The sequence below is a fragment of the Methanogenium cariaci JCM 10550 genome (genome assembly GCF_001315945.1).
Taxonomy (GTDB): Archaea; Halobacteriota; Methanomicrobia; order Methanomicrobiales; family Methanomicrobiaceae; genus Methanogenium; species Methanogenium cariaci.
In genome coordinates this window covers 45,023-60,178 of record NZ_BBBG01000007.1, presented here as the reverse complement: position 1 = coordinate 60,178, position 15,156 = coordinate 45,023, and the positions used below count along the sequence as shown (strand labels likewise).

At 52.7% G+C, this 15,156-nt stretch carries 10 protein-coding genes, 3 tRNA genes and 7 pseudogenes; 18 read left to right on the top strand and 2 right to left on the bottom strand.

The genetic code is table 11. The features are described 5' to 3' along the window. Positions 1-47: 47 nt before the first annotated feature. The 8 genes and pseudogenes from JCM10550_RS07875 (at position 48) to JCM10550_RS07845 (ending at position 4,838) form a co-directional block, all read left to right on the top strand. Complete coding sequence (locus JCM10550_RS07875; protein WP_062398278.1) at positions 48-638, top strand: 50S ribosomal protein L15e; 591 nt, start codon at positions 48-50, stop codon at positions 636-638. Between the two features lie 158 nt (positions 639-796). After that, a complete protein-coding gene (locus JCM10550_RS17060; RefSeq protein WP_083475377.1) occupies positions 797-1,873 on the top strand; it encodes an RNase P subunit p30 family protein in 1,077 nt (358 codons plus the stop codon). Beyond that, positions 1,873-2,618 (top strand): annotated as a pseudogene (gene psmA / locus JCM10550_RS07865) (archaeal proteasome endopeptidase complex subunit alpha). Before JCM10550_RS17060 ends, psmA begins: the two are co-directional and overlap by 1 nt. Positions 2,619-2,638: 20 nt before the next feature. Continuing rightward, positions 2,639-3,345 (top strand): annotated as a pseudogene (locus JCM10550_RS07860) (ribosome assembly factor SBDS). A 50-nt stretch (positions 3,346-3,395) separates the two neighbouring features. Further along, positions 3,396-3,686, top strand: a complete 291-nt coding sequence (locus JCM10550_RS07855) for a 50S ribosomal protein L37ae (RefSeq protein ID WP_062398276.1) — start codon at positions 3,396-3,398, stop codon at positions 3,684-3,686. 10 nt (positions 3,687-3,696) lie between these two features. Further along, positions 3,697-3,831 (top strand): DNA-directed RNA polymerase subunit P, encoded by a 135-nt coding sequence (locus JCM10550_RS17055; protein ID WP_083475376.1) that lies wholly within the window; start codon positions 3,697-3,699, stop codon positions 3,829-3,831. Between the two features lie 489 nt (positions 3,832-4,320). Then, a complete protein-coding gene (locus tag JCM10550_RS18560; protein ID WP_157200061.1) occupies positions 4,321-4,476 on the top strand; it encodes a KEOPS complex subunit Pcc1 in 156 nt (51 codons plus the stop codon). After that, positions 4,473-4,838, top strand: coding sequence for a prefoldin subunit beta (locus JCM10550_RS07845; protein ID WP_062398272.1), 366 nt, complete (start codon positions 4,473-4,475; stop codon positions 4,836-4,838). Before JCM10550_RS18560 ends, JCM10550_RS07845 begins: the two co-directional genes overlap by 4 nt. On the opposite strand, the pseudogene JCM10550_RS07840 reads toward JCM10550_RS07845, so the two are convergent. After that, positions 4,839-6,376: pseudogene (locus JCM10550_RS07840) on the bottom strand (2-isopropylmalate synthase). It lies immediately after the preceding gene. A 162-nt stretch (positions 6,377-6,538) separates the two neighbouring features. Between JCM10550_RS07840 and JCM10550_RS07835 the strand changes: the two are divergent. The 6 genes and pseudogenes from JCM10550_RS07835 to leuS all read left to right on the top strand — a co-directional run bounded on the left by JCM10550_RS07835 (position 6,539) and on the right by leuS (position 13,040). Beyond that, positions 6,539-6,648 (top strand) — tRNA-Tyr (locus JCM10550_RS07835). Positions 6,649-6,671: 23 nt separating this feature from the next. Beyond that, positions 6,672-6,744 (top strand) — tRNA-Asp (locus JCM10550_RS07830). 228 nt (positions 6,745-6,972) lie between these two features. Further along, on the top strand, positions 6,973-7,782 hold the full coding sequence (locus tag JCM10550_RS07825; protein WP_062398270.1) for an A24 family peptidase C-terminal domain-containing protein: 810 nt from the start codon (positions 6,973-6,975) through the stop codon (positions 7,780-7,782). A gap of 3 nt (positions 7,783-7,785) precedes the next feature. Then, positions 7,786-8,153: pseudogene (gene hisI, locus JCM10550_RS18555) on the top strand (phosphoribosyl-AMP cyclohydrolase). 26 nt (positions 8,154-8,179) lie between these two features. Then, positions 8,180-10,193 (top strand): annotated as a pseudogene (locus JCM10550_RS07815) (PINc/VapC family ATPase). A 70-nt stretch (positions 10,194-10,263) separates the two neighbouring features. Further along, positions 10,264-13,040 (top strand): annotated as a pseudogene (gene leuS, locus JCM10550_RS07810) (leucine--tRNA ligase). 18 nt (positions 13,041-13,058) lie between these two features. Here leuS and JCM10550_RS07805 read toward each other — a convergent pair. Beyond that, positions 13,059-13,406 carry a DUF5611 family protein gene (locus JCM10550_RS07805; protein ID WP_062398268.1) on the bottom strand — a complete coding sequence of 116 codons (348 nt, stop codon included), beginning with the start codon at positions 13,404-13,406 and terminating at the stop codon, positions 13,059-13,061. Between the two features lie 148 nt (positions 13,407-13,554). Between JCM10550_RS07805 and JCM10550_RS22530 the strand changes: the two genes are divergently transcribed. The 4 genes and pseudogenes from JCM10550_RS22530 (at position 13,555) to JCM10550_RS07790 (ending at position 14,821) form a co-directional block, all read left to right on the top strand. Next, complete coding sequence (locus JCM10550_RS22530) at positions 13,555-13,803, top strand: PAC2 family protein (protein WP_245618882.1); 249 nt, start codon at positions 13,555-13,557, stop codon at positions 13,801-13,803. A gap of 110 nt (positions 13,804-13,913) precedes the next feature. Then, the gene (locus tag JCM10550_RS22525; protein ID WP_245618880.1) at positions 13,914-14,279 is read left to right on the top strand and encodes a proteasome assembly chaperone family protein; all 366 of its coding nucleotides are present in this window, start codon (positions 13,914-13,916) and stop codon (positions 14,277-14,279) included. A 5-nt stretch (positions 14,280-14,284) separates the two neighbouring features. Then, positions 14,285-14,587: pseudogene (locus tag JCM10550_RS07795) on the top strand (DUF473 domain-containing protein); the annotation flags it as partial. Positions 14,588-14,747: 160 nt separating this feature from the next. Then, positions 14,748-14,821: transfer RNA gene (locus tag JCM10550_RS07790), tRNA-Arg, on the top strand. Positions 14,822-15,156 lie beyond the last annotated feature (335 nt).

Sequence of the window (15,156 nt, the reverse complement as noted above, 5' to 3'; positions counted from 1 at the left end):
GATGTGGCCATACATTACGGATGGCTGAACCTTCATGGTGAGAACCAATGTCAAAATCAATGTACTCCTATGTCCGTGAGGCATGGAAAAAACCCGACCAGTCAGAAGTCAAACAGCTTCTGTGGAACCGGATGCAGGTCTGGAGACGCGAAGGCAGTGTTGTGCGCATTGAGCGCCCGACCCGTATCGACCGTGCACGCACCCTCGGATACCGTGCAAAGCAGGGCATCATTGTGGCACGTGTCGGCATTCGCCGCGGTGGCCGAAGGAAGTCCCGCTACATCCGTGGACGCCGGACAAACCGCATGGGCATGCGCCGTGCAACCGCAGGAAAGAGCATCCAGCGGATTGCCGAAGAACGTGCCTGCCGCAGGTTCCGGAACATGGAAGTGCTGAACTCGTATTGGGTTGGACAGGACGGCCGCCAGAAGTGGTATGAAGTAATTCTCGTTGACGGGCACCACCCGGCAATCGTGAATGACCCACACCTCGGATGGATGGCAAACCCTGTTCACCGTGGTCGTGCCGAGCGCGGTCTGACCAGTGCTGGTGTGAAGGGACGCGGCATGCGCAAACGCGGAAAGGGAACCGAACACACCCGCCCAAGTATCCGTTCAAACGGAAACAAAGGGAAATAACCCTTTTTCTTTTACCACTGTTTTGCCGGGATAAATGTGGCAGTTTCCGGCTGACACGAATGATTTATTTCTGCCGCAGGGGGGTTTTATGATGAAAACTGCTGACGCATGTATCTATCCATACCCGGTAGGGAATACCACCCTCCGGAGACTCGCAGATGAACTTGAGCGACGGGGGCTTTACCGCTGCCGTTGCAGTTGGGATTCCTGCGGGCTGCACGGCAGGAAATGTCCGTTTCCTTTCGGGAGCAGAGATCACCGCAAAATCCGTGAAGTCCTGCAGGGATGCACTCCGCAATGCACCAAAGGCCGACATCGTGATGGTGCATGCGGGAGATGCCGCCCTGAACCGGGCGATTCTGGGGAATCTCCACCTGCACATTCTCCGGGGCATTTACCATACGGACAAGCGGGCCTTTGATCATGTCAGTGCACGGATGGCTGCAGACCGGGGCGTGGCCGTGGATATTGACCTGTCGCGTATCATTGCAGAGTCCGGCCCGCGAAGACAGCGGGCACTGGAACGGTATCGTGAAATCGGGCGTTTGTCCCAAAAATATGAATTTATGCTCACCATCTCCTCCGGTGGGCACTCCCTCACCAGCCTGCGGTCTGTCCGGGCATTCACGCTTCTGGGGGGGAAGGTGGCGGGGGGGCTTGATGAGGAGCAGGTCGATAGCGCCCTTGCCACCCCGGCAAAACTGATGTCACCCCCCCCGGTCCGTGGAGGTGATCGAATGAGACCCCCCCTGCCACCGACACAGCGGCCGAACTGGCGCTATATTGCAGCGGAGATGGTGCCGCAGTGGTGCCCCCCCGTTTCGGCACGGGATATGCACTATGCGATTCTGGGATGTGAGGCTTCGTTGTTTGGCGACAACGCCGCCGCATCAATGCGCACCAGTGTCATATCCTGTGACAGGGGTGTTGTGATCCTGCGCTGCATCCGGGGGGGTACAGAACCAGATGTGGAGACCGTGCTTGCAACCGTGACGAATGTGGATGGCACCCCCCCGGTAGCGTTGCACCCGTTTGCCACCTCCGGCACCATTCACGGACTAAAGAAAAAGATCACAACCCGTCCGCCACCCTCTGATGAGGGGGGGAATTGTGAAATCGGCGAAAATACCTATCGGATCCTCAGGATCTCAGGTCAAAAGGTTGATTTAGTTCAACAGGGTATTAAACAAACAACAGCACTGTACGTAAATACAGATGATTTGGAGGATTTCTGATGCAGCCAATGCAGGCACAAATGGGATATGACAGGGCGATTACGGTGTTCAGCCTGACGGCAGACTGTACCAGGTAGAGTATGCCCGTGAAGCAGTAAAGAGGGGGGGAACAACCGCAGTCGGTATCAAATGCAAAGACGGGGTTGTGCTCATCGTGGATAAACGGGTCAGCTCCCGTCTCCTTGAACAAACATCAATTGAGAAAATATTCAAGATTGACGGCCACGTTGCCGTTGCATCCTCCGGTCTTGTCGGAGATGCACGGGCACTTGTTGACCGGGCCCGGGTGGAATGCCAGGTAAACCGTGTCTCGTATAATGAATCAATAGACATTGAGACGCTCTCAAAGAAACTCTGCGACCATATGCAGACATATACCCAGTTCGGCGGTGCCCGCCCGTACGGCACAGCACTGCTGATTGCCGGTGTGAGTGACGGAGCTCCTCGCCTCTTTGAGACAGATCCGTCCGGCACCCTGCTGGAATACAAGGCAACGGGAATCGGCACCGGCCGCCCTGCGGTCATGAAGGTCTTTGACGAGAAGTACAGCGACGACATGGATTGTGCCACATCAATCAATCTTGGCCTTGAAGCATTGTATGCTGCAACAGAAGGCAAATTTGACGTGGACAATGTTGAGATTGGCATCATACCTCTCGAGACCGGCATGTTCCGGAAGATGACCAAGTCAGAAGTCAGCGAATATACCACCACGTTTGAACCGGAACAGGCTTCAGAAGAATAGGTGGGGGGGGAACCAGAGATATGATTCCGCTTGACCAGGCAGTTGTCGCACGGCTTGAGAGCCATGGAGAACGGTTCGAGATCCTTGTAGACCCTGACATCGCAGCTGCGATTCGGCAGGGTGACGAGATTCCGGTAGAGGATGCAGTGGCAGCATTGTACGTCTTTGAAAATTCGTCAAAAGCTGAAAAATCACCTGAAGAGACGCTGAAAAAGGTATTTGATACGGTTGAATTCGAACCGATCGCCGAGCGTATCATCAGGAAAGGGGGGGAAATTCACCTGACCTCAGAACAGCGGAAACGGATGACTGAGGAAAAGCGAAATCAGATTGTAACATTCATCTCCCGGAATGCGATTAATCCCCAGACAAAACTGCCTCACCCTCCCCAGCGCATTGATATGGCAATGGAGCAGGCGAAGGTCAGTGTGGACCCGTTCAAACATGTGGATGAGCAGGTAAAGGATGTCGTAAAGGCATTACGACCATTAATTCCGATCAAGTTTGCCGAGATGAAATTTGCCGTGAAGATTCCTGCCGATTATGCACCAAAGGCATATGGCGAAATCCGCACGGCAACAACCATCGAGCGGGACCAGTGGCAGAACGACGGATCATGGATCTGTGTTGTGCGCATCCTGCGGGTATACAGGAAGAATTCTACTCACTTATCAACCGTCTCACCAAAGGGGGGGACGCTGAAGTGAAGATTCTTGATCAGGATTAATAAAGGTTGAGAGTAAATATATACAGACATATCAGGGGGGGCAATATTACATGGCTAAAAAGAGAAACCAGAGAGCAAAAGGACGTATTACAGGAAGTGCAGGCAGATTCGGGCCACGCTATGGCCGGTTCCTCAGAAAACGTGTCAACGAAATCGAGACAGTATCACATGCGAAGCATGTCTGTCCACGCTGTGACACACAGGCTGTTGCCCGCAAGGGTACCGGTATCTGGGAATGCCGCAAGTGCGGTTTCAAGTTTGCCGGTGGAGCATATGCGCCGCAGACACCCAATCTGAAGGTCGCACTCCGTACGATCGAACGTTCACTGATCAAGGAGTAGTGACTCCGTCGTGTCTGGATACAAGTGTGCCCGGTGCAAGCAGAAGGTCGAGGTGGACATTAACGTCCGCTGTCCGTACTGCGGCCACCGAATTCTCTTTAAAGAGCGCGGGGGGGCAGGGATAAAATCCCTCAAGGCCCGATGAAGCTTGTTACAACATCACGGAAACCAGCTCCGGAACTGAGGACCTTGGGAAAGGACCTTGCATTCGCACTGGGGGGGGAAAATATTCCCCCCCCGTGGGAAGGCAGGGGGTTGATGAAGTATTATCCTGGGGAGATCCCGTTTTGGTCGTCTCACGCAGGGGGGGGAGAAAAACCCTGATTGAGACTTACGTTTCCGGTGAGTCGATATCCGGGATATTTTTGTCAGGATTTTCCGTATCCCGCCGGGACGTGCCTCTGGAAAAGGGACTCCGCACCGGCAGCGAAAAGGTGTATCATGAACTGGCAGAGTGCCTGGATATCACCGTACGGATGCAGGTGCAAAAGAGATCCTGTTTCATGGAGCACAGGCGAAAGGATATGTCCTCAGAATCGCAGAGAGACCACCGGGAACACAGAGCAGCGTTTCACATCAGGACGAGTAATCCTGACGTAGTATATGCGGCTGCGCTTCCGGAGATGGGGGGGACATGGGGGGGCGTTCATCCGCCTCACTCTCCCATGAGACGGACGGGAGACTTCTCCTGTCGGTGGAGGGAGAGGACATCTCCGCACTCAGGGCGGCAGTGAATTCGTATCTCCGGATAATTATGATTGCAGAAGAGATGCAGGAAGTATTGAAATGAATGGCGTTTCACCGAAAATTCAGAATCAGATTGCAATGATCCAGCAGGTCCAGCAGCAGCTCGGGACCATTATTCAGCAGAAATCACAGTTTGAGATGATGGCAAAAGAAGCCCGCAAGGCAGAGACGGAGCTTGGAGGCATCACCGATGACTCCGATGTCTATGTCACCATCGGAACCGTGATGATGAAGCAGGATCGCGAGAAGGTCATCGCCGACCTGACCGATAAGGTCGAGACATTTGAACTCAGAATAAAATCACTTGAGAAGCAGGAAAAAGCGCTCACCACCAAGTTTGAGCAGCTCCAGGCCCAGATAAAGGGTGCGCTTGAAGGTGCCCCCCCGGCACCCTCAATAAACTGATTATTCTCCTTTTTTCAACCGATAGACAAGGTTCAGTGCATTGATCATCGCCTCTGCCGATGCAAGGACAATATCGTCTGACGAGGCACCGGCATCGTAGATACTGCCCTGGGCATCCTCAACCGCAATGGATACGTGACCAATGGCATCACTCCCTCCCGATATGGCAGATACGGAAAACTCCTTTAACACGAGTTTTTCCGGGACGATACCAACGACCGCTTCATGGCAGCATCGACCGGCCCGTTTCCAATCCTACAGCAGACCGTCTCTTTTCCATTCACACTCGCCCTGACCGTGGCCGTTGCCATGATGTGATTTCCGTTGATAATGGCGATGTCATGGAGGACGATGATCTTTTCGACCCCCGCCCCGCCAATAACCATATCTGCAATCTCATAGAGATCGTTCTCCGTCACCTTTCTGCCGCGGTTTGAGACTTCTTTTACCTGTGCCACGATCTCGTCCAGTTCACTCTCCTGTACGACGATATGCGCATCAGTGAGCATGCGTGCGACGGCATGGCGGCCGACATGTTTGCCCAGTTTCAGCCTCCTGCGGTGCCCAACCATCTCCGGCGTCATGATGCCGGGTTCAAAGGTGCTGGCATCTGCAAGCACTCCCTGTGCGTGTATGCCGCTTTCGTGGGCGAAGGCATTCTCCCCCCCTACAACCGGTTGTATGGGGCCCACAGAGATGCCGGAGAAGCGGGAGACCGTCCTGGATGTCTCCACCAGTCGTTCGGTGCGGATGCCGGTTCTGATGCCGCATATGGACTCCAGTGCCATCACCGTCTGTGCGATGTCAGCGTTACCGGCCCGTTCGCCGATACCGTTGACCGTCACCTGTACCTGGGAGGCGCCCCCCTCCACCGCAGACAGGGTGTTGGCGACGGCCATGCCGAAATCATTGTGACAATGCACATCAAGCGGGCAGGCGAGGGCGTCTGCAAGGCCGGACACGAGTTTTTTCATGGACGACGGGGGGGATGCCACCCCCACAGTGTCAGGCACATTGAGAATCGTTGCCCCGGCGTCCACCGCCGCCCGGTAGACCTCTGTCAGTTCAGCCATACCGGTGCGGGTGGCGTCCATCGCCGAAAACATCACCTGGTCCGCATGGTCACGGGCAAAGCCGACAACTGACCGCGTGATGTCGACGACCTCTTCGTGGGTCTTCCTGATGGTGTGCACCCGCTGCACCTCTGATGTCGGGATAAAGACATGGATGATGTCTACGCCACAGTCGGCGCAGGCCTCTACATCCGCCCGGGTCGCCCGCGCGAGACCACAGATGTCACTCTCCAGTCCTTCTGAGATAATTTCCCGTACAAACCCTTTCTCATCGGCAGACGATGCAGGGAACCCGGCTTCAATGGCATGAACTCCAATATCCGAGAGCTGATGTGCGATAGTGACCTTTTCATCACGGGTAAATGACACGCCCGGTGTCTGTTCACCATCCCTCAGGGTGGTGTCAAAAACAGTTACGTTATTCCGAATACGTTTCGAATCGCCGAAGAAGGCGACCTGCCGCATCTCCTGCGACGATCCCGGTCTCGTATGGTTTGTGAGACATGATCCTCTATACGTATGGCGCGAATATAATGATTGGGTCGGATGAAATGGGGCAATATCCGATTCAAAACACAAACTATAAGGTCAGACGTGTCGTATATTGTAGAGCACCACGGCGCAATGCCCGCCTTAACTCAGACTGGTAGAGTGCGCGGCTGTAGTATAGTTTGCCGGAAGACGGTAACTGCGCGGCTACCGCGATGTCCCCCCCGGTTCGACTCCGGGAGGCGGGACTTGTCGAATGTGCGTGCGAAATGCCCAGGTAGTGTAGGGGCCTATCATGCAGCCCTGTCACGGCTGCGACACGGATTCGAATTCCGTCCTGGGCGTAACCCCCCCTTTTTAGAACCCGATTCTTTGTATGCGACAATACCCGAGAGATTCTCGGAACCGTTCCAGACTTTGATGAATCCGTATGTTTCGGATCAGCGCCCTTCGCGATTGATCGTAGTTCCTTTTTTAGAGAATCCGTGTCGATATTCACGAGCACCGGTCGTGTCTGCATGCATCCCGATCATGATTATGCATTAAAATGATACTACAGACAACGTATGAGTATGATCTACCAGACACTGATCATCTCTTCAGTGGCCATTGCCCTGACTCTCATCTACGCATCGGTTCTGGACCTGCGGGAACGTAGGGTCCCGTTTAAAACATGGTATCCCATGCTTGTTGTTGCACTTCCAATGGCGGTGCTCACGTATGCAGGATTATTCAGTGATTCCCCCCCGCGGTTTGCGCTGGGCCTGTTATTTTTGTCAGCGATGCTCTGTGTATTTTATTACGTCGCTTCCGCCTACCTGCACCTCTTCGGAGGTGCGGACGCATGGGCGATGATCTTCATTACCGCGTGCATACCGCTCTTCCCCGCCGAACCGTATGCAGGTTACCCGATCATCGCGTTCTTCCCCCCCATCTCGGTGATCATGAATGCCGTTCTGCTCAATCTGGTGACGCCTCTGGGCATATTTGCCATGAACTGCCTCAGGAAAAATCATGGTCCCCCCCTCCGCTACATGTTCGTGGGGGGGTTTCCGGTTGCCGGAGACACCATTCAGGACGAATTCGGTTTTGTCATGGAGGAGTTCACGGAAGGAGAGAATGGCGAGGTGACACGCCGCTACCTCTCGTTCAGAGAGGCGATTCGCAGAATGATCCGCGGAGAACGAAGACTATATACCCGGGATTTCAAACGAAATCCAAAGGAGTATCAGGAGGAACTGAGACTCTACCGGAAAGCGGGAACCGTCTGGATCTCCTATGGCGTCCCGTTCATCCTTCCCATTTGCGCGGGATTTATTTCTGCACTCTTTATTGGTGATATTATGACAATACTAATACTGGCACTATCGGGAGTTGTCTGATAGATGGATATTAAGTACAATAGTTCAGGACTGGTGCCTGTGATCACACAGGACGCAGAGACCGGGCGGGTGCTGATGCTTGCATATGCCAATACCGAGGCCCTCTCTTTGACCCGGTCCACAGGATATGCACATTACTTTTCCCGCAGCAGAGGCCGTATCTGGAAAAAAGGAGAAGAGTCAGGACATTTTCAGAAAATAGAGACGATACGGGTGGATTGTGATGCTGACACCCTCCTCTATATGGTGCACCAGACCGGTGTGCCCTGCCATACCGGATACGAAACCTGCTTTTTCCGTGAACTGGACGGAAAATCATCGCGCGCAGGCTGGTAAATCCAGATGAGGCATATGATAAAAAGGATGAGTGACACCATATTAGTCTGGTGATATTTTTATGATATTAGTACCCGATACAAGCGTTGTAATAGACGGACGCATCACCTCCATGATACAGGAGGGAGAATATAACGGTTATACAATAATAATACCGGAAGCTGTTGTGGCTGAACTCGAATCTCAGGCAAATCAGGGACGGGAAATAGGATTTAGCGGTTTGATAGAACTCCAGCAACTTTCAGATATGGCTGGCAAAGGAATCATTGAATTACAATATGTCGGAAAACGGCCCAGTCTTGAACAGGTGAAACTGGCAAGCGGCGGCGAGATAGATGCACTGATTCGCAATGTCGCACTGGAATACGACGATGTCAAATTTATAACCAGTGACATCGTGCAGGCAGAGGTGGCAAAGGCAAAAGGTCTGGACGTGCTGTATCTCAAACCCCCCCAGCCGGGAGAATTTTCACCCCCCCTGAGTATTGATCAGTTTTTTGATGAAACAACGATCTCAGTACATCTGAAAGAACGGGTAAAACCCACGGCACGAAAAGGAAATATCGAACGCTCCGATCTGGTAACACTTCGTGAAAATCCCCCCCTTTCCGAGTATGAACTCCGACAGATGGCCCAGGAGATACTGGAACGGGCCAAACGCGACCCTGACGGATTTGTTGAAGTCGAACGCAAAGGAGTGACCGTCGTTCAGATAGGTTCGATGAGAATTGCAATTGTGCGCCGGCCGTTCTCTGATGGCATGGCCATCACTGCGTTCAGACCGGTGCTCAGGGAGCAGTATGATCCTAAATCACTCGCCCCGGAAATTAAAAAGCACCTGTTACAAAAATCATCCGGCATTCTTATTGCAGGCCCGCCGGGTTCCGGAAAGACCACGCTCGCCCAGAACATCGCAGCCTTCCTTATGGAATCCGGACATCAGGTCTGTACGATGGAAAATCCACGTGATCTTCAGGTACCTGATTCGGTCACCCAGTTCTCCACACTTGACGGCAGCATGAAGAAGACCGGAGAGGTGCTGATACTCACACGCCCGGACCATGTCATATTTGATGAAATCCGCGTAGAGGAAGATTTCGAGGTATATACGGATATGCGCCTTGCAGGAGTCGGCACCATTGGCATCGTCCATTCCCGTACACCCTGTGATGCCCTGCAGCGGTTTATTAACCGGATTGATTTTAGTACTCTCGCAAACGCCGTCGACACCCTGATTTTTGTTGATGAAAATGCGGAGTTATCTGTGTACCGGATATCTTTGGTCGTAGGAAAACCGAGCGGGATGCAGGATCTCTCAAAAAATTGCCCGATCATCAGGCTATCACGTTGTGCAGATGATGCTACTGCATGTGAGGTATTCTGCTACGAAGGGCAGACTATTGTGCTGCCTGCAGAGATGCAGGGAGCAGCGCCTGCGCCTGCACCTGCACCTGCACCTGCACCAGTCCCTGCTCCTTCACACAAGAAAGAACAACAACCCCCCTGCAGCAAAGAAGATTAGCAAAGAGCCCCCGGAGGAGAAAAAGGAGGTGCCGCCGGAAGATGAAAATCTTGCGTGGAATCTGGCAGGACGTGAGATCAAACAGGAACTCGGGCGGTTTACTGACGGGCCAATAGAAGTAAAGATGCTCTCCGACAATAAGGCCGTCGTATATATCGATGACCGGGATGTGCCTGCTGCAATTGGAAAAGGAGGGAAAAATGTTGCAGGTATTGTCAATAAACTGAGTATCGGTATCGATATAAAGCCGTTTTCAGAATTCGGACCCGCAAAGGAAGAAGAGGCTCCTGCGGACGGCAGACCATCCGTGGAAGGTGTTTCTGCAAACGGGCAGTCCATTGAACTGAACGTCGACAAAAAGAACCTCACGGTGATGTCTCCGGAAAACAGCGGGAGAATCGTGGATGTATTTGGCGGAAAAGAGTACCTGTTCACGGCAACGGTGAATGATAATGGTGAGATCATCATATCAAAGACCAGTGGAATCGCACAGGACATGCTGCGCCGGTATAAGGAGAATGAGTCAATTCGCCTTAAGCCGGTAGGAAACTAACTTTATTTTTGGGAACAATATTTCAGGGATTACCTTTCAGATTGGGGCGATACACGTGCAATCATTTGATATGAAAAACTTTGAACAGAAATATAAAGAGATCTGGCGGTCGCAGTTTGAGTCCGACCCGAGTGCGAATAAGAAATTCTACCTGAACGTTGCGTATCCCTATCCGTCCGGGGCAATGCATGTCGGGCACGGCAGGACATACATTGTGCCGGATGTGATCGGACGTTTCTGGAGAATGAAGGGGTATCAGGTTCTCTACCCGATGGCGTTCCATGTGACCGGCACACCGGTGATCGGTATATCACGGAGGATTGCCGCAGGGGGGGATGAGAAGACCGTCAGGCTGTATTCCGATCTCTACCGCGTACCACAGGAGACGCTGGATACATTCACGGAACCGATGTCGATTGTTCGTCATTTCAGTCAGGAATACGAACGGGTAATGAGCCGCTGCGGTCTTTCGATTGACTGGAGACGGCGGTTTACCACCGTGGACCCGACCTACTCCAAATTTATTGAATGGCAGTACCTGCATCTGCACGATCAAAACCGGGTAGTACGGGGCGCCCATCCGGTGAAATACTGTATGGGATGCGACAACCCGGTCGGGGATCATGACCTCCTCGAAGGGGAACATGCAGAGATTGTCAAGTACGTGCTGGTGATGTTCAGCTGGAACGACTACATCATCCCCCCCTGTGCCACCCTCAGACCGGAGACAACGTATGGCGTGACCAATCTCTGGGTGAACCCGGACGTCACCTACCAGAAGGTGCGTGTCGACGGCCAGAAGTGGATTCTGTCCCCCCTGAAGCAACGGAAAAGATTCGCCTGCAGGACCATGAGGTGACACTGGACGGAGAGATTTCGGGTGCAGACCTCGTTGACCAGACCGTTTCCAACCCGCTGAGCGGTGACGTCCAGATTCTGCCCGCGGCCTTTGTCGACCCGGATATGGCGACAGGCATCGTGATGAGTGTACCCGCCCATGCACCGTTTGACTATATCGCCCTCCGTGACCTGCAGCAGCAGGGCAAATACCAGAATATTGTCCCGGTGCCCCCCCTGATCACGGTTGAAAGCTACGGCAGATGCCCGGCACAGGATGCGGTGGAACGCTCCGGTGTCAGTAACCAGAACGATCCGGCAATGGAAGTCCTGACTCAGGAAGTCTATAACGCCGAACATTCAAAAGGCAGGATGCTTCCGGAATATGGCGGGAAGCCGGTAAAAGAAGCCAGAGAGGAGATCGCTGAACTGATGCTCGAGCGCTACGGCTCTGCGGTGATGTTTGAGTTTGACAACCGGAATGTCGTCTGCCGCTGCGGGACACGAGTGTATGTCAGGATTCTGCAGGACCAGTGGTTCCTGAAATACAGTGATCCGGAGTGGAAGGAGAATGTCCACAACGATCTGGAATCCCTGGCTCTGGTACCTCCCGAAGTCCGGGCGGAATTCACCCGTACCATTGACTGGCTTAACGACTGGGCATGTACGAGAAGAGTCGGGCTGGGCACCAGGGTGCCATGGGACAAGGACTGGCTGGTTGAGCCGCTGTCCGACTCGACCATGTATATGTCCTACTACACCATCTCCCATAAGATCCGGAAGATTGATCCGGCACTGCTCACCCCCCCGGATGTGTTTGAGTACATATTCCTCGGCAAAGGGAACCCGCAGGGCATTCCCCAAGAGACGCTTGATGACCTCAGGCAGGAATTCCTTTACTGGTATCCGTATGACTACCGGTTCTCCGCGAAAGATTTGATCTCCAATCACCTGACATTCCAGCTGTTCCACCATGACGCCCTCTTCCCTCCAGAACTGCGGCCGCAGGGCATGGTCATCTTTGGCATGGGTCTTTTGGAAGGCGCCAAGATGTCTTCCTCGAAAGGAAATGTGATCCTGCTGGAAGATGCGCTGGACGAATTCGGTGCGGACACGGTGCGGATGTTCCTTGTGGGCAGCGCCGAACCGTGGCAGGACTTTGACTGGAGAAATGAACTGGTCTCGTCGGTACGCAAACAGATCGAACGGTTCTGGAACACTATCAACGAGGGTATTGGATGCGAGGACACCTATGACATCGATGCATGGGTGCTGTCCCGCATGCAAAAGCACATTGAGATGACGACAGAGGCCCTTGAATCGTTCCAGACCCGTCAGGCACTACAGGAGGCCTACTTCAGCATTGAATCGGATCTGAAGTGGTATCGTCGCCGTCTTCCGGAAGGTATACGCAGTTCAGCGGTTCTGCACACCATTGCATCGGCATGGGTCCGGCTGCTTGCGCCCTTCATCCCGTATACCTGTGAGGAACTCTGGACAACGGTCGGTTCAGGTGAACCGGTTGCATTCGCACCCTGGCCACAGGCAGATTCGTCCCTCGTCAACGAGGGTCTTGAACTCTCTGAAGAACTGCTGTCCCGGACTGTTGAGGATATTGAATCCATCATGCGTCTGATCCAGATCGATACCGAATCGATCACTCTCTACGTGGCACCCGCATGGAAGTGGGACATATTCCGGATCATTGCCTCTGCCTCCGACCGGAAGAAGGTGATGGGCGAGATCATGAAGAACGAGGAGATGAGAAACCGGGGCAAAGAGGCAACGGATGCGGCAAAACAGATCACCAATCAGATACACCGTTTCCCGCCGGAACTGGTCTCCACAATTATGGAAACCGGGCCGGATGAACTGACCGTGTTCAGTGAAGTAAAGGACTTCCTTGAGCGTGAGTTTGGCGTCTCGGTCTCGGTCGTCAGTGCTGAGGAGAGCAGTCACCCCAAGGCACGGGCGGCGCTGCCATTTAAACCGGCAATTGTTGTGCAGTAAAAGAGAAAATAAAAAAAGTTATGCCGATTTTTTGGCAGCTTTTTCTGCATTCTTTTTTCGTTCTTTGGTGTTGTATCCGGTCACAAGCTCAAGGTACTGCCGGAAGCGTTTGTTGGTATCGAGTACAACCTCGTTTGCCTCTTCCTCACTCAGACGATCAAATATTGTCATGTCCGAGTCGGAATCCACAATGAGCGTTTTTCCTTTTTCACCGGTGTATACTTCAAAACGCTTGAACGATCCGTATGTGATGGTATAGTGTCCCTCATGTTCCTCTGCTGTCTCACCAAAGAGTTCTGTCAGACCGTCTACCATCCGGAGGGCAAATTCTTTGGTATATCCCCTTTTAATTGGATATTCCTGCATACCAGATCTAGGACGTCAGACAATATGAGTGTTGGTTCTTGATCATATCCGCAATCGGATCATAGCATTATTCTCCCCCATACGGACATCATTTTTATACTTGTGTCTACTCATTACCCTTGTAGAGGTCTTGAGGACGGTGATGAAGATGGAGGACATCAGAAATCAAAATCCAATCGACCGGAAGGAGAATCTCATTGTGCTGCTGGGGTTCCCCCCCGGCAGCGGACTTGTTGGGAGTATTGCGCTTGCTCATATGATCGATGAGCTGGAGTTTGAGCATATTGGAAATATCACCAGCAAATATTTCCCACCACTGGCAATGATGGTGGACGGCATCGTCAATGCCCCCGATGCGGATATTTCAGAAAGACCAGTATGTTCTCGTCATATCTGATGTCCCCCCCATTCATCCGGCGATCTGCTATGAGGTGGGAAACGGCATTCTGGAATGGCTCTCTGCGTTTCCGGTGCAGGAGGTGGTGATTGTGGCAGGGATTGTAACGAATGATGTTGAAAAACGGGTATTCGGGGGTTGCAACAGAGGAAGCAGGACTGGAAAAGATCCGTGACAAAACCGAAATTCTGCCGATGGGAAGTATTACCGGAATTGCAGGGACAGTCCTTACGGAATGTAAGGTAAACGGGTTACTGGCAACCGGACTGATGGGGGAGTCGGTGAATGCCCCGGACCCACGGGCCGCTGCGGCAGTAATGACCGTGCTGAACGAATTGTTCGGATTTAAGGTGAGTATCGATCCCCTGATTGAACAGGCAACGGAGATTGAAGCCTCGTTGCAGCAGATGGCCGAACAGGTGGAACGGGCAGAACAGCAGCCGGTGAAGAAAGAACACCTTCCGATGTACGGGTGATGATGATGGACTGTACGCTGAAGTGTATTGCACTCACTGGAATCGGACCACATATTATTGAAGAACTCAAGAAAGGGAAGCCACGCACACTGGAACTGCAGAGTGCGCATAATCTGATCTCTCTTACGGTAACATCACCCGGTGACGTGCTGTTGCTGACGTCGGTTGATCTCGATGATTTTACTGCCGGAGACCGGGGGGGCATTATTGTGCAGGTGATCTCGCTGACGATAAATATGAAGAGGCTGGTTGAATATGCGGCGCCATATCATTATGAGGAACGGGAGAGAATGTCGGCACGGATTCAGGTGCGATACCTGAACGGTGCGATGGCAAAGTCTGTGGATGGTACCGGCTGGGGCGAGCCACCATTGTGGAAGTGCTGCGGCCCTCACATTATCGTGCCGGATGAAATCAATTCCATTCATTTTATCTTCCCTGAAAACAACCGTGTAGAGCAGAATATTTGGATCTGTGGCTTAGCAGGATATAGCGCCGGGCTTCTAACCCGGATGTCGGGGGTTCGAATCCCTCCAGGTCCGTTTTCATTTTTCTCAGGTTTGTATTCTGCAACGTTTGATTGGTTATTATCCAGACGGGAACGGTTTTTTGTCTTCGGTTTCAGGAAATGGACATTTTTCTTTCGGTCGGTGCCCTCCCTGATTCACCCACCCTTTGGTAACCCTCTGACCACCCTCTCTGAAACCCGGTGTTGACGAATTGGAGGGTGGAATGGACATATTTCCGGCCCATTTTTCTGCCGAAAAAATACGCACGAAATGCCGAGTATTTGGTCGAAATCCAGCGGATTGTAGACTATTAAGGGATCTCTGTTGACGGATATTTTGGTAGGATGGATGGGTCGTCTCGGCAGAGA

What these genes read in the sequence shown, in the direction of transcription:
- JCM10550_RS22530 (WP_245618882.1), top strand. Translation starts at nt 13,555, where the DNA reads ATGGAGGACATCAGAAATCAAAATCCAATCGACCGGAAGGAGAATCTC.
- JCM10550_RS07855 (WP_062398276.1), top strand. Translation starts at nt 3,396, where the DNA reads ATGGCTAAAAAGAGAAACCAGAGAGCAAAAGGACGTATTACAGGAAGT.
- JCM10550_RS07875 (WP_062398278.1), top strand. Translation starts at nt 48, where the DNA reads ATGTCAAAATCAATGTACTCCTATGTCCGTGAGGCATGGAAAAAACCC.
- JCM10550_RS17060 (WP_083475377.1), top strand. Translation starts at nt 797, where the DNA reads ATGAACTTGAGCGACGGGGGCTTTACCGCTGCCGTTGCAGTTGGGATT.
- JCM10550_RS07845 (WP_062398272.1), top strand. Translation starts at nt 4,473, where the DNA reads ATGAATGGCGTTTCACCGAAAATTCAGAATCAGATTGCAATGATCCAG.
- JCM10550_RS07805 (WP_062398268.1), bottom strand. Translation starts at nt 13,406, where the DNA reads ATGCAGGAATATCCAATTAAAAGGGGATATACCAAAGAATTTGCCCTC.
- JCM10550_RS22525 (WP_245618880.1), top strand. Translation starts at nt 13,914, where the DNA reads ATGATGTTGAAAAACGGGTATTCGGGGGTTGCAACAGAGGAAGCAGGA.
- JCM10550_RS07825 (WP_062398270.1), top strand. Translation starts at nt 6,973, where the DNA reads ATGATCTACCAGACACTGATCATCTCTTCAGTGGCCATTGCCCTGACT.
- JCM10550_RS18560 (WP_157200061.1), top strand. Translation starts at nt 4,321, where the DNA reads ATGGGGGGGCGTTCATCCGCCTCACTCTCCCATGAGACGGACGGGAGA.